This window comes from Kangiella aquimarina DSM 16071 (genome assembly GCF_000374105.1).
GTDB lineage: Bacteria > Pseudomonadota > Gammaproteobacteria > Enterobacterales > Kangiellaceae > Kangiella > Kangiella aquimarina.
Genome location: NZ_KB893651.1, coordinates 432,313 through 445,976, shown reverse-complemented (window position 1 = coordinate 445,976; position 13,664 = coordinate 432,313). Strand labels below are relative to the sequence as shown.

General features: G+C 44.5%; 10 protein-coding genes. 4 read left to right on the top strand and 6 right to left on the bottom strand.

Going from position 1 to position 13,664, the window contains the following annotated elements:
* The first annotated feature begins 212 nt into the window (after window positions 1-212).
* The gene (locus B158_RS0111420; protein WP_018625516.1) at window positions 213-656 is read left to right on the top strand and encodes a YaiI/YqxD family protein; all 444 of its coding nucleotides are present in this window, start codon (window positions 213-215) and stop codon (window positions 654-656) included.
* Window positions 657-678: 22 nt separating this feature from the next.
* Here B158_RS0111420 and mazG read toward each other — a convergent pair whose 3' ends face one another.
* Window positions 679-1,491: a nucleoside triphosphate pyrophosphohydrolase gene (mazG, locus tag B158_RS0111415; RefSeq protein ID WP_018625515.1), complete on the bottom strand. Its 813-nt coding sequence runs from the start codon at window positions 1,489-1,491 to the stop codon at window positions 679-681.
* Between the two features lie 9 nt (window positions 1,492-1,500).
* Complete coding sequence (relA, locus tag B158_RS0111410) at window positions 1,501-3,711, bottom strand: GTP diphosphokinase (protein WP_018625514.1); 2,211 nt, start codon at window positions 3,709-3,711, stop codon at window positions 1,501-1,503.
* A gap of 305 nt (window positions 3,712-4,016) precedes the next feature.
* Here relA and B158_RS0111405 point away from each other — a divergent pair, with 305 nt between their 5' ends.
* Window positions 4,017-4,616, top strand: a complete 600-nt coding sequence (locus B158_RS0111405) for a PIN domain-containing protein (protein ID WP_018625513.1) — start codon at window positions 4,017-4,019, stop codon at window positions 4,614-4,616.
* A 373-nt stretch (window positions 4,617-4,989) separates the two neighbouring features.
* Here B158_RS0111405 and rlmD read toward each other — a convergent pair whose 3' ends face one another.
* Together rlmD and B158_RS0111395 are read right to left on the bottom strand one after the other, a co-directional pair.
* Complete coding sequence (rlmD, locus tag B158_RS0111400; RefSeq protein WP_026309378.1) at window positions 4,990-6,336, bottom strand: 23S rRNA (uracil(1939)-C(5))-methyltransferase RlmD; 1,347 nt, start codon at window positions 6,334-6,336, stop codon at window positions 4,990-4,992.
* A 68-nt stretch (window positions 6,337-6,404) separates the two neighbouring features.
* Window positions 6,405-7,172 carry a 3'-5' exonuclease gene (locus tag B158_RS0111395; protein WP_018625510.1) on the bottom strand — a complete coding sequence of 256 codons (768 nt, stop codon included), beginning with the start codon at window positions 7,170-7,172 and terminating at the stop codon, window positions 6,405-6,407.
* A 211-nt stretch (window positions 7,173-7,383) separates the two neighbouring features.
* On the opposite strand from B158_RS0111395, the gene B158_RS0111385 reads away from it, so the two are divergent.
* Together B158_RS0111385 and barA are read left to right on the top strand one after the other, a co-directional pair.
* Window positions 7,384-8,292 carry a type 1 periplasmic-binding domain-containing protein gene (locus B158_RS0111385; RefSeq protein ID WP_018625508.1) on the top strand — a complete coding sequence of 303 codons (909 nt, stop codon included), beginning with the start codon at window positions 7,384-7,386 and terminating at the stop codon, window positions 8,290-8,292.
* A complete protein-coding gene (barA, locus tag B158_RS0111380; protein ID WP_018625507.1) occupies window positions 8,293-11,136 on the top strand; it encodes a two-component sensor histidine kinase BarA in 2,844 nt (947 codons plus the stop codon).
* Between the two features lie 65 nt (window positions 11,137-11,201).
* On the opposite strand, the gene mtaB is transcribed toward barA, so the two are convergent.
* A complete protein-coding gene (gene mtaB, locus B158_RS0111375) occupies window positions 11,202-12,545 on the bottom strand; it encodes a tRNA (N(6)-L-threonylcarbamoyladenosine(37)-C(2))-methylthiotransferase MtaB (RefSeq protein ID WP_026309377.1) in 1,344 nt (447 codons plus the stop codon).
* A 173-nt stretch (window positions 12,546-12,718) separates the two neighbouring features.
* Window positions 12,719-13,558 (bottom strand): mechanosensitive ion channel family protein, encoded by an 840-nt coding sequence (locus B158_RS0111370; protein WP_018625505.1) that lies wholly within the window; start codon window positions 13,556-13,558, stop codon window positions 12,719-12,721.
* Window positions 13,559-13,664 lie beyond the last annotated feature (106 nt).

Here is a 13,664-nt window from a genome sequence, read left to right as displayed (position 1 = left end):
CACACTTTAAATCGGCCAAGGAACTCGGCCAAATGTCGATGAGAAGAAAGGGTCTCAAGACGGGAAGGCAGTATATCAAAAAGGTCGGAGCATTGGCGAGGAGTTTTTGTAAAATTACGGGTATCAAAAAACATCAATACAGACGCTAAGGCAGTAATCATCACAGAACTCATATAAAATGTGCCATATCTTAAGTTGTTTAGAGACACTTCATGAAAATCTGGGTTGATGCCGATGCCTGCCCCGTAGTCATCAAAGACATACTGTTTCGTGCCGCCGAGCGCACGAAAACACATTTGACGCTGGTTGCGAATCAGTTCATCCGCACACCACCTTCTCCGTATCTGAAGGCGATTCAGGTCAGTTCCGGTTTTGATGTAGCTGACGATGAGATCGTGCAGCGTGCCGAAAAAGGCGACCTCATTATCACTTCAGATATTCCACTGGCAGCAGAAGTGATTGAAAAAGGCTGTCAGGCTCTTAGTCCGCGCGGTGAGCTATTCACGAAAGATAATATTCGAGGTCGGCTTAATATGCGTGATTTTATGGATACTATGCGCTCAAGTGGCATTCACACCGGAGGCCCACCACCTTTAAGTCAAACTGATCGTATGAACTTTGCCAATCATCTGGATAGGATTTTAGCGAAGGGATAAGAGAGTCGGGGATCAGCAATAGTTACTTGTGTAGCTGCTTTGCAGCATTCCAAGCTTCATCAAGCTGCTCCAGAGTCGCGGTATCTACCGTTAAGTTCTGCTGAACAAGATGGTCTTCCAACTTTCTAAAGCGAGCTTCAAACTTTCGCGCGCTTTTGCGCAAAGCAGCTTCGGCATCAACTTTGAGATGGCGTGATAGGTTTACGCAAGAAAACAGTAAGTCACCAATTTCTTCTTCAATATTCTGCTGGTCATTATTGGCAATAGCCTGCTTAAGCTCGGCTATTTCTTCTTCTAGCTTGTCAATTACTCCACTGACTTCAGGCCAGTCGAAACCGTGTCTGCCAACGCGCTTCTGCATTTTCTGAGCTAGCGACAAAGCTGGGAAGTGTTTAGGGAGGTCATCCAACAAACTGGTGTTGGATTCATCTTTGCCCTGACGCTCACGATGCTTCTGTTGCTCCCAGTGCTTTTTCAGCTCTTCATCGGTGGAGAATGCCTTATCACCAAACACATGCGGATGACGGCTGACCAGTTTGTCGGACACCTTTTCAGCAATCGACTCAAAATCAAAGCGCCCTTCTTCCTGCCCAATCTGGGCATAAAAGATGACCTGGAACAGTAAATCACCCAGCTCGCCATGCAGCTCTTCAAAGTCACCTCGCTCAATGGCATCGGCAACTTCATAAGCTTCTTCAAGCGTATACGGAACAATGGTGTCATAGGTTTGTTTGCGATCCCAGGGACAGCCAGACACAGGATCACGAAGCGCCTGCATAATAGTCAGTAAACGATGAGTTTGAGGCAGTGAGGTTAAGACAGTTGTATCGCTCATAATATGTGCTTATCCGCGTCGTCGTTCGACTTTGAAAATATTCGGTAGTTGCTTGAGCAGTGTAATAACGCGCTGAAGATCTTCAAGCTGAGATAACTCAACTTCTATGTTGATCTGGACCTGCTCGCCACGCTTACTGGTTGATAAATCAGTCACACCAGCATTTTCATTGGCCAGCACGGTTGTAATATCTTTCAACAGGCTTTTTCTGTCTAGTGCAGTAATAACCAGGTCAACAGCATAAGCATTAGTCGACTCAGCTTCCCATTGCACAGAAATAATCCGCTCAGGCTTGTCGCGCAACGCCTTCTTGGCATGGGTGCAGTCTTTGTGGTGGATGACGATTCCGCGCCCCTGTGTGATGTAGCCAATGATCTCCTCACCAGGTACTGGCTTACAGCACTTGGCAATACTGGTCAGCAAATCCCCAACACCTGACACCGACACATCATTATATGATTTACGTTTCGATTTTTTACGTAAGGTCGGTTGAATATCACGCTGTGGCTTTTTCGATTCAAGCAACTCTTTAGCACGATTAATTGCCTGCGTAATACCGAGGTTGCCAGTACCGATTTTGGTATACATTTCCACATCGCTGGCCAGATGCAGCTTTTGTGCCAGCTCCTGATGAGGCACATTTGCCAAATCATTTCGGGATAACTCTTTTTCCAATAACTGACGACCAGCGTTAGCATTATCTTCCTGATCAAGCTTATTAAAAAATTGCTGAATTTTATGGCGAGTACGGCTACTGCTAATATAACCATTATGCGGAATTAACCAGTCGCGGCTCGGAGATTCCTCCTTCTGGGTCATAATCTCGATAACTTCACCTGTATGTACCTGATAAGTCAGCGGTACAATTCTGCCATTAATCTTAGCACCCACACAACGATGCCCAATCGAGCTATGAATACGGTACGCAAAATCAATGGGAGTGCTGCCAGCTGGTAAGTCGATAACTTTACCTTGCGGTGTAAACACAAAAACACGGTCTTCAGAAACCGAACTCTGGAATTCCTGCATCAGCTCATCGGCATTAACATCCGCCAGCTCACTTTGCCATTCAAGAAGCTGCCGCATCCAGGCAATTTTTTCATCCACTCCAACCTTGGCTAAATTGGCGCCTTCTTTGTAAGCCCAATGTGCAGCAATACCCTTCTCAGCTTCTTCATGCATCTGGAAAGTACGGATTTGAATCTCGAGAATCTTCCCTTCCGGACCTACAACAGCGGTATGAATCGAGCGATAGCCATTCTCTTTTGGTGTTGCCACATAATCATCGAACTCTTTTGGAATATGTTGCCATTCACCATGCACAATTCCCAGTGCACCATAACAATCCTGCACACGCTCAACCAAGATTCTTACAGCCCGTACATCATAGATTTCTTCAAAGCCCACCTTTTTGCGGGTCATCTTCTTCCAGATGCTATAAATGTGCTTAACGCGGCCTGAAACTTCTCCTTTTATATTTTCTTCTTTGAGCTTTTTCTTTAGAAGTTGAAGAACATCCTCAATATAGCGTTCGCGATCAACTCGTTTCTCTTTCAGGCTTTTGGCGATAGAAAGGTAAGCTTCGGGTTCAAGATAGCGGAAAGCCAGATCTTCAAGCTCCCACTTAAGTTGGCCAATGCCCAGACGATTGGCCAGTGGCGCAAAGATATTCTTCGTTTCGCGAGCAAAGGTCAGTTGAATGTCACGACTGGCATCTTTGATGTGACGTAACGACACCACCCGGTCGGCAAGTTTTAATAACACCACCCGCGCATCGTTCACCATACCCAGAAGCATTTTGCGCAGGCTTTCCACCTGCTGATGATCATTCTCAGCGCCAGTCTGTTGTTGCAGGCTACGCATAGCCTCCATCTGTCCAGCACCCTCCACCAGGCCAGCAATAGTGGAGCCGACCTTATCTCTGATGGTTTCAACTTTTACCGAACCAGCAATCACAGAAGGTAATAAAACTGCAGCCGTCAAAGTATCAAAATCCGCATTGAAATGCGTTAGAACCTCAGCCAGCTCGAGACCAGCCGCCAAAGTATTCAGCTTTAAAACTGGGGTCACAGATACATTCTGCTGGGCCATAGTCACCGCTTTCTCAAGCTTCGACTTCGGCTTACCCTCAACAGTCAGTTGATTCAGCTCAAGCCACTGCTCAAACGAAAACTGAGAATTTTCAACCAGCTCAAATATATCGTGATCTTTGCGTTTCATGACAGATTCTAATTAAGTCCTTGTTTATAAACCTTCATATGAACAATATGGGAAAAGCTATATTAGCAGTATTAGTTTTTATTGGAAGTGGGTAAAAGTAATAAGGGTGTAAGGAATTGTTTTGATGCTCTTAGTTCGGGTGACAGGTTCACATTATTAGTAGGGAGCGCCTTGACACACTTATAAAACAGGCCAGTCATCATTATTAGATGATTAAACTCTCAATCCTTATCGGCTTGTAAAGAGTAAGAATAATGTTTAAATTTGCACACAGGGACTAATATTAACAACACTAGGATACTACCTTGTCAAAAAACTTCGTCTTAATAGATCTTGAGAATGTCCAACCTAAAAACATAAGTTTATTGAAGTCTCATCCTTTTGAAGTATTTGTGTTCGTTGGCTCAAATCAATCAAAGCTTTCTTTTGACTTGGCTTCTGCAATGCAAGAATTAGGTAACTCAGGCAAGTATATTAAAATAGAGGGCTCGGGGAAAAATTCACTCGACTTTCATATTTCTTACTACATAGGAGTTTTAGCCAAAGAAAATCCAGAGGCTTACTTTCACATCATCACAAAAGATAAGGGCTTTGACCCATTAATTAGTCACCTTAAAAAACATAAAATTAAAATTCAACGGGAATCAGACTTGGCGGAAATACCTGTATTAAGAATTTCTTCTTCAAAGTCAGACAAAGAACAAATAGATGCAATCGTTAAAAACCTTAAAGGTAGAGGGCAATCCAGGCCTAGAAAGGTAAAGACTCTCGCCAATACTATTAAATCCCTTTTCACCGAAAAACTTACAGAGAAACAACTTCAATCAATTATTACTGAACTTCAAAACAGTGGTTATATTACAATCGACAACAATAATATTTCATATCATTTAAAGAAGAAATAGCTTAGCACTTGGCCTTAAGCACCTTACATAAAAAGTCACTGGACCCCGTGGTTAAACCACGGGGTGACAAGATAATATGAGGTATTACATAAGTTTTAGCAGCGTACTTACCATTACCTTTACAGGCCAGAAAGAACTAAAATGCTTAAGTTTGCGGCAAAGAGTTGCCAAAGAGCGGAGTGATTTTCTCTCAGCAGACGACACCCTTCCCGACAAGGTTTTAAAGCAGATTTATTATTTCAAGACCAGACTATTGAACCTGAAAGGGAGATAAAATGGCTTTAGGCGAGGCAAAATTAAAAACTGGGGAAGGGAGTTTACTATGAGTAAATGACCGAGCCAGTTTTTAATTTTAACAAAGCATAAAGTTATTTTAGCCCCTTTCAAATAGGGCGATGGACTCAGTGTGAGAGGTATGCGGAAACATATCCATAACCCCCGCCTTCACTAACTTATACCCTCTTTCTTTAAGCTCACCGGCATCACGCGCTAATGTCGCAGGATTACAGGACACATAGACGATACGTTCTGGATTGAAGCGTGTGATGTTTTGCACCACATCCAGTGCGCCACTTCGTGGTGGGTCGATCAGTATTTTATTAAAACCCTGCTGCGCCCACTCTTCCTGTGTGAAGTCATCTTGCAGGTTAGTCGCGTGGAATTCGACATTACTCAGATTGTTATGCTTTGCATTCATCTGTCCGCGTTCAACCATGGCTTCACTACCTTCAACCCCGACCACATTTTGCGCCTGAGTGGCTAGAGGTATGGTGAAGTTGCCGAGACCACAGAATAGATCGAGAATACGGTCCTCTGCTTTGGGTTCGAGCCACTCAATAGCACGCTTGACCATTTTCTGATTGATGCTGGCGTTAACCTGAGTAAAGTCCATCGGGTGGAACAACATTTCCACATCATAATCATCAAAGCGATACGACAACCAGTCACGAGTATCCGGACCATACAGTAAATGCACCGTATCCGGGCCTTTCGGTTGCAGATAAATATAAAGGCCATGCTCTTTACCAAATTCGATCCAGAGGTTCTGATCCTTTTCGGTTAACGGCACCAGATGGCGAACAACCAATGCGACCTGGTCATCACCCATGGCGACTTCCAGCTGGGCCGTTTTATCATTGCTGTCTAATTCACTGATCATGTTTTTAAGCGGTGTAATCAGTTGACCGACTCTTGGATCAAGCACTAAACAGGAATCGATGTTGGCCAGAAAGTTACTACGCTTCTCACGAAACCCGACCAGGGCACCACCTTTCTTGGGTACATATTTCACACCAAGACGTGCCTTACGACGATAACCCAACACATCGGCCTGCAAAGGCTCAACTAACTCATAATCACCATTCTTGTGTGAGTAACCACCGAAGTGTTCAAATTGCTCGACCAGCACATTTTGCTTGTGATGTATCTGAGCTGGATTACTCATGTGTTGGAGACTGCAGCCACCGCAAATGTCTGCATGTTCACAAGGGGGAGTTACCCGATCCTCAGAAGAGCTGTGAATCTCAATGGCAACCCCTTCATCGAACTTGCCGCGTTTTTCGGTGTACTGGAAGGATACATCTTCGCCTTTAAGGGCGTTGTCTACAAAAACCGTTTTGCCTTCTACGCTGCAGATGCCACGCCCTTCGTGTGAAAAGGCATGGATACTTGCTCTTACGGGTTCGGTCGGTAACGGCTTTCTACGACGTCTTCTTGCCATGATTAACTCTCAATGTGATTAGTTTAATTCGATATAGGTGAAGCCTGCTGCTCTCTAGCCTTAAAGGCTCAACTCCAGGCTTCAAGGAATTCATTAAAATGCGGCTGGTTTTCGCTCTTTAGATAGTCACGAAGCTTTTGTTCTTCAACTTCCAGATCCTGCTGGCTTATGTTGCCACGCATCACTTCAAAGCGAAGATACACCAGATAGGTATTTAATACATCCGTCTCACAATAGTCGCGGATCGCCTTAAGGTTGCCCTGATGATAGGTTTCCCAGACTTTGGCACCACTCATACCCATTTTACCGGGGTAACCCAACATACTGGCGATTTTGTCGAGAGGGGCATTAGCGCGCGGATTATAGCTTGCAATGACGTCCATCAGGTCTAAATGTCGGCTATGGTAGCGGCTGATGTAATTGTTCCACTTGAACTGACTATCCATTTCGCCAGTATCCCAATACTTAGGAGCAGCAATGTTATGCTTGATGGCGCGATAATGCAGCACAGGCAAATCAAAGCCTGAGCCATTCCAGGAGACTATAGTTGGCGTGAAACGGTCGATGCCGTCAAAAAAGCGTTGAATGATCTCTTTTTCATCCGCCTGCTCGTCACCTAGTGACCAGACGGTCAGTTTATCGCCATGGCGAAATACCGCTGAAATGGCGACAACTTTTTGCAGATACAAAGGCTGAAATGTCGTGCCAGTCTGTTGATAGCGGAGATGCTCCATTGCAGTAACGACATCTTCATCGGACAAACCTTCAAACTCATTGAGTAAACGACCTGTTTCTATGTCTGGAATAGTTTCGATATCAAATACAAATATGTTCATAATATTGGTCTATTTTTTGCCTTTGTCCGGCCTGTAGCATTTCGGCCAAAGGCCTTTACTTGCCTATATCCATAGGGCAAGGTAGATTATGCAACGAAAGCCCCACATTATAACGACTTTGCCAGAAAAAGCTTGGAGAAATAGCCGCTTGAAATCTTTGCCTTGGTTCAGCATAGCTTCTTTGATACTTGCCCTTGTATTGGCAGTGCCCATGGCTGTGGCAGAACACCCAAGTCGCAAGGTCATATCAGTGGATGTTCTCGGCCCCTATTCCAGCCCACAGGAACAGGAGTTGTTGTTTGGACTGAGACAAACCATGGAAGAAAAGTACGATCTGGGGCTTAAACAAAACCTGCTGTTTTGGCAGAAACAACCTAACTGGGCCAACTATATCAATAACTCAGAAGCAGACTATATCATCACCGTCGGTCAGGAAGCTCTTGAACACATAATGAAGCAGCAGCCTAATCGCCCGGTTATCGCCCTTATGAATACTGCCGATAGCATTGAAGCCATGCGCCAGAATCAGCATGATGACTTTTATGCTATCACCCATGAACAACCTTTATTGCGATACTTTGCACTCATCAAAAGTCTGAATATCTACCAGGCTCAGACAGCCACATTTTTCAGTCAGGATAATTCGCAGATGAAAGGCCGCTATCAAACAATGGCTCGTTTTTTCAATCTGCCCTATAAATCCTTAATTGTTAAGCCCAGGCTGCAAACACAAGATGCTATCAATCAATTGATCAACTGTTGTCGGATCATGCTGCATGACACAGACCGAATCTACCCTCCGGGACGCTCCAGAAAGTCGTTGCTCTACAACAGCTTCCGTCATCGAGTGATAGTGATTGGTAATTCTCCCAGCATGTTGCAGGAAGGGGCGATGCTGGCATTATTCAGCAAGCCCTATACAATAGGCGAACAGACTGCTGGTTTGATTTATCAGATTGAAAATGGGCAGGTTAAAGAGCGGTATCAATACCCCGATAAGTTTGTGCTGGATGCAAACCGCCGAATTGCCAGGTTGCTCGGTTTTTCAGAATTGACTTTAGGCGAGTTAATTGGTCAGATCGAGATGTTAGAAAATGTTTATTATGAAATGGAACAATAGATGAAAGATTGGGGAATCAGTAAACGCATTATGACATTGGCGTTAACGCCAACAATTTTGGTTGCCTTATTGTTAGGAACCCTTTTCATCAGTAACCATATCAATGACAGTAAATATTCGCTGACGGCACGAGGCAAGACCATTGCAACTCATTTAGCCCTTGCTAGTGAGTATGGCCTCATTACCCTCGATGAAAAAAACCTTGCTGAAATGGCTCAGGCTGCGCGGGATAATGACAAGGACCTGATGGCTGTTGCTATTTTTGATCAGAACAACCGCGTCTTAGCATCAGTAGGTTCGGCGGAAACGCTAAGCGTAATGAGCATTGATAACCCTTATTCTCTGGCTCGCTCAGGCTCTTCCAATAATTTAATGCGTTTTGCCCGCACCGCTGAAAGCGAGCAGGGCAAACTGTTTTATGCTCCTATCATTTCAAAGTTTCCCGAAACTTATGAATCATGGCAGAACTATAGTCAGGCCAACGCACAGCTTTTAGGCTATGTCGCGGTCATGATGACTGATGAGTTTTCTGCAATCAGTCGCTATAACACCATTCTGACAACTCTATTCATTACCTTGATCGGTTTGCTGATTGGTGGTTTCTTGGCGCGCAGAATGTCGATGAGCGTTACCACCCCGATTGAGAAAATGGTTGAGGGCATTAACCGCATCAAAGACGGTCGTTTAGATACTCGTATTGAATCAGAAGCTAACGCTGAGCTGCTTACCTTGCAGGAAGGTATTAACCTGATGGCTGAAAATATGGAGCACAATCAGGACGAGATGCAACTGGCGGTTGATCAGGCTACGGAAGATTTGCGTGAAACGTTGGAAACCCTTGAGGTCAACAACCTGGAGCTGGATATCGCGCGTCGTCAGGCACTTGAGGCCAGTAGAGTTAAGACTGAGTTTCTGGCTAACATGAGTCATGAGATTCGAACGCCGATGAATGGTGTGATTGGCTTCACCGAGCTCTTGTTAAAAACTGAGCTTAACAATAAACAGAAAGACTTCCTGTTTGATATTAAGCGTTCCGCCACCAGCCTGTTATCAATCATTGATGACATCCTCGATTACTCTAAAATCGAGGCCGGTAAAATGTCCTTTGAACGCTACCCTTTCGACTTACGCGAATGTGTTGACGACATATTCCGCATGCTTGGCCCGAACGCCAACAAGAAAGGTATCGAGCTTGTATCGCTAATCTATTCAGATGTGCCTAAAGCCTTGCTGGGTGATCCCATTCGAATCAAACAGATCATCACCAACCTGGTCAACAACGCCATTAAATTTACCAAATCGGGCAGCGTTGAACTGTATGCAGAAGTAGAGTCAGAAAACAAAAAAGGACTTAAGCTTAAGATTCAGGTCAAAGACTCAGGCATTGGCCTAACTCAAGAACAACAACGCAACCTGTTCAAAGCCTTCAGTCAGGCCGATAGCTCGACCAAGCGTGAGTTTGGTGGCACCGGTCTAGGCCTGGTCATTTCCAAATCATTAGTGGAAAAAATGGGCGGTAATATTGGTGTTAACAGTAATCAGGGTGAAGGTTCAACTTTCTGGTTCACCCTGCAGTGCGAACGTACCGATGCCTTACCAGAGGATGGCCTGACGGGTGAGTTCCTGGCCAACAAATCCGTGCTGGTATTTGACCCTCACCCATCAACTCGCTTGTCTATTACTCAAATCCTTGAGGAATGGGGGATGTTGGTGCGCTCCTTTGAGAAAATTGATGATTTGATGACAGAAATTGATCTCTACAGTCAAAGTGGTAAAAGCATTGAATTAATCATTATTGGGGGCCAGCGTTTCCGTCGCCGCCAGCAACAGCTTGAATATATTTGTAACAAAGCACAGACACAACTTTACTGCCCAATCATTACGTTCACCACGGCAGGCAATGCAGATTTCCTGGAGCATCTACACTCAATAGGCGTTAATCGAGCTATGACCAAGCCGGTAACACACCGAGCTCTTTATAACTCTTTAATCGAGCTATTGAAAACACCTTCGATACATTCGGGCAAGGAACCTGCTGAAGCACCTGTTGGTGATGCCAGTTTGCTAAAAGATATCTATGTGCTGGCTGTTGATGATAACCCTGCGAATTTGCGCCTGGTCACTACCCTGCTTCAGGATCTCAATATTAAAGTTGATGCAGCAGAAAGTGGCATGCAGGCCGTATCACTGAGTAAAAACAAGGTTTACGACGCTATCTTGATGGATATTCAAATGCCGGAAATGGACGGACTGGAAGCCACCCGCACTATCCGAGCAAATCGCACAAACCTCAATACTCCAATCATCGCTTTAACGGCACACGCAATGGCCAGCGAGCGCGAGCAGCTATTAGAAGCCGGTATGGATGACTACATGACTAAACCTGTTTCAGAACAGGCCTTAGTCAATCTGCTTCTGAAATGGACTCAGGCAGCTTCGGATATCAATCCAACACCAACTGTACAGCAGGAGATCGAGGACGAAAATCGGAATCAATCTCTGGACTGGAGTTTGAGCTTAAAATTGGCTAACAATAATGAACAACTGGCCATAGACATGCTGAAAATGCTAGTAGACTCAAACTTTGATACAGGCCGTAATATTCATGCTGCCTACCAATCTCAGGACTTTGACCAATTACTACAACATGTTCACAAACTTCATGGCGCTAGCTGCTACGTTGGCACACCAAAGTTGAAGCACCTCAGTAATGTTTATGAAACGCTTCTCAAAAAGCAACAATACAACAAGCTGGAAGAGTTACACGAACAGCTATTAGCAGAACTTGAAGTCGTTAACAAAGAAGCTGAGCGATTCCTAAAACCGGAAAAAGCTGATAGCTGAGCTGTTCGAAATAACAATTAAAAAAGGGGCTGCATTAGCCCCTTTTTATATATTCTCGAAAAGTATTAAGCGATAGTTTTCACATCAATAACTGGAGACTCTCTTTGTGGAACCTCGTCAATTATTACTCCATTCAAGAAACCATTTTCAGCATCGACACCATTAATTCGGGTGTTCAAAATCAATCGCTCAGGGCTGAGGTTTGATGGAATTTCAACCGCAACTTTATGGTAGTTGGGTGTGTAGCCAAAATAGCGCTGATTACCATCTTCGGTATACTGATTAGAGCTTTCCCACAACACTGGCACTGTCATACCCACCTGCTGCTCCAACTCCTTGGCCTTCAATTTTGCCGCCAACTCATGTAAACGATGGCTTCGTTCCTTTTTAACGTCTTTACTAATTTTGCCAGGTAGACGCGCGGCCTTGGTGCCTTCACGGTCTGAATAAGTAAAGATATGAATATGTCCGAAGCCAACCGCTTCAATGTATTGCATGGTTTGTTCGAACTCTTCGTCGGTCTCACCCGGGAAGCCAACAATCACATCGGTGGTTACATTAAAACCTGGAACCTGTGTTCTTGCCTGACGGACCAGCTCGCTAAAAGATGATGTTTTACAGCGACGTGACATACGCCTTAATACGGTATCGGCACCACTTTGGATGGGAAGATGCATATGCGGCATCAATCGAGGATTAGCAAACAGCTCAAAGAAGTTTTCGCCCAGATCCCACGGCTCGACGGATGCGAAACGTATTCTTGGCATTTCGGTTTCCGCCAATATTGTTTCCACTAATTCATACAAGCTGCTATCAATGTCTGAACCATAGCCACCCACATGCACGCCAGCTAAAACTATTTCCTGTACCCCTTCTGCATGCAACTGGTTAATTTCATCAATCAGGTCCTGAATCGTACGGCTTTTCTCTTCACCACGCGCCACAGTGACAATACAGTAGGTACAGCGATAACGGCAGCCATCCTGAATTTTGATAAAGGCCCGCTCACGATTACGGGCAAATAAAGCACTTTCTCCTGGTTCAGTGGCGAATTCTGGCATTGCCGGAATCTCAAGCAACTGCTTTGCTTTCTCGACTAGAATATCTTTATCTTCATTGGCCACCACCAGGTCAACACCCATAATCTGAGCAACTTCCTCTGGCTCCAATGATGCATAGCAACCTGTAACAACCTTGCGGGCCTGTGGGTTGGCACGATGAAAGCGACGAACTGTCTGGCGCGATTTTCTGGCCGCTTCCGCAGTTACCGCACAAGTATTCAGTACAATTAAATCCGCAGCATCAGCCTCCGAAGTCAGGGACAGGCCTAAACGCTGGAACGAATTTGCCCAGTTCTGAAGCTCCGCCTCATTCAATCGACACCCTAGCGCACTCAAATGTACCTGCATAACCACCTGACTCGTAATACTGATATTAGTAAGACCCAACAGCCTTACCTGCTAAAATTTGGACGGTAATTGTACAGTTTCTAGCCTTTATTGGCACTACCTTTTACCTGTGAATTTTCCTCATGTATAAAAAAAGGCACCTTGAGGTGCCTTCATTAACCATTAAAAATGGTTTATTTTTCAACAGTATGCAAATGCACATCTCTTTGTGGATAAGGAATACTGATATTGTTCTCATCCAGCGCCTTTTTAATGGCTTCCAGGTTCTCGAAATACACTCCCCAGTAATCAGCACTATCTGCCCAGACCCGAAGCACGAAATTCACAGAACTATCTGCCAGTGCTGATACAGCGATAAATGGCTCAGGATCTTTATGAACACGCTCATCTTTGTTGATCACACCCAAAATAACATCACGAGCCTTATCAATATCATCGTCATAACCAATACCAATGGTGAAGTCGACACGACGCTTAGGCTGAGTGCTGTAATTAATCATTGAGCCTGTAGAAATTGGCGAGTTAGGAATGATAATAGTTTTGTTGTCTGGGGTGGTTAAAATAGTATTGAAAATCTGAATCTCTTTAACGGTTCCAGAGTGACCCTGCATTTCAACAAAGTCCCCTACTCTGTAAGGACGTAGTATCAGCAGAATGACCCCTCCTGCGAAGTTTTGTAATGTCCCAGATAGCGCCAAACCGATAGCCAAACCAGCAGCACCCAACATGGCAACAAAGGTCGTCATCTGAATTCCAAGCATGCCAATAACAGTGATGGCTAATGCTGCTTTCAGCAAAATACCGATCATGCTTACCAGGAAACGCTGCAATGTGACATCAAACTTTTTCTTTTCAAAAGCTTTGCGAACGCCATTCACAATCATTCGAATAATGATCAAACCAACGAGCAGAACCACAAGTGCAGAAATCACTTTAGGCGCATAATCCATCATCACTTGCCAACTACTTTCGGCAAAGCTAGTTATTTCAGCGGTATCAACAGGTAATTTCATAGCTATCCTCTTGTTTTTAATATCGTAAATTTCTGCCAGCCATTCTAGCGGAGGAAAGACAAAGTTGCGAATTTGCTCAATAAAATTTACAAAAGTGTCACGATAT

Excerpts from the sequence above, each read along its gene's own strand:
- rlmD (WP_026309378.1), bottom strand. The coding sequence starts at position 6,336 with ATGGCAAGAAGACGTCGTAGAAAGCCGTTACCGACCGAACCCGTAAGA.
- B158_RS0111395 (WP_018625510.1), bottom strand. The coding sequence starts at position 7,172 with ATGAACATATTTGTATTTGATATCGAAACTATTCCAGACATAGAAACA.
- B158_RS0111385 (WP_018625508.1), top strand. The coding sequence starts at position 7,384 with ATGGCTGTGGCAGAACACCCAAGTCGCAAGGTCATATCAGTGGATGTT.
- B158_RS0111370 (WP_018625505.1), bottom strand. The coding sequence starts at position 13,558 with ATGAAATTACCTGTTGATACCGCTGAAATAACTAGCTTTGCCGAAAGT.
- B158_RS0111420 (WP_018625516.1), top strand. The coding sequence starts at position 213 with ATGAAAATCTGGGTTGATGCCGATGCCTGCCCCGTAGTCATCAAAGAC.
- mazG (WP_018625515.1), bottom strand. The coding sequence starts at position 1,491 with ATGAGCGATACAACTGTCTTAACCTCACTGCCTCAAACTCATCGTTTA.
- barA (WP_018625507.1), top strand. The coding sequence starts at position 8,293 with ATGAAAGATTGGGGAATCAGTAAACGCATTATGACATTGGCGTTAACG.
- mtaB (WP_026309377.1), bottom strand. The coding sequence starts at position 12,545 with ATGCAGGTACATTTGAGTGCGCTAGGGTGTCGATTGAATGAGGCGGAG.
- relA (WP_018625514.1), bottom strand. The coding sequence starts at position 3,711 with ATGAAACGCAAAGATCACGATATATTTGAGCTGGTTGAAAATTCTCAG.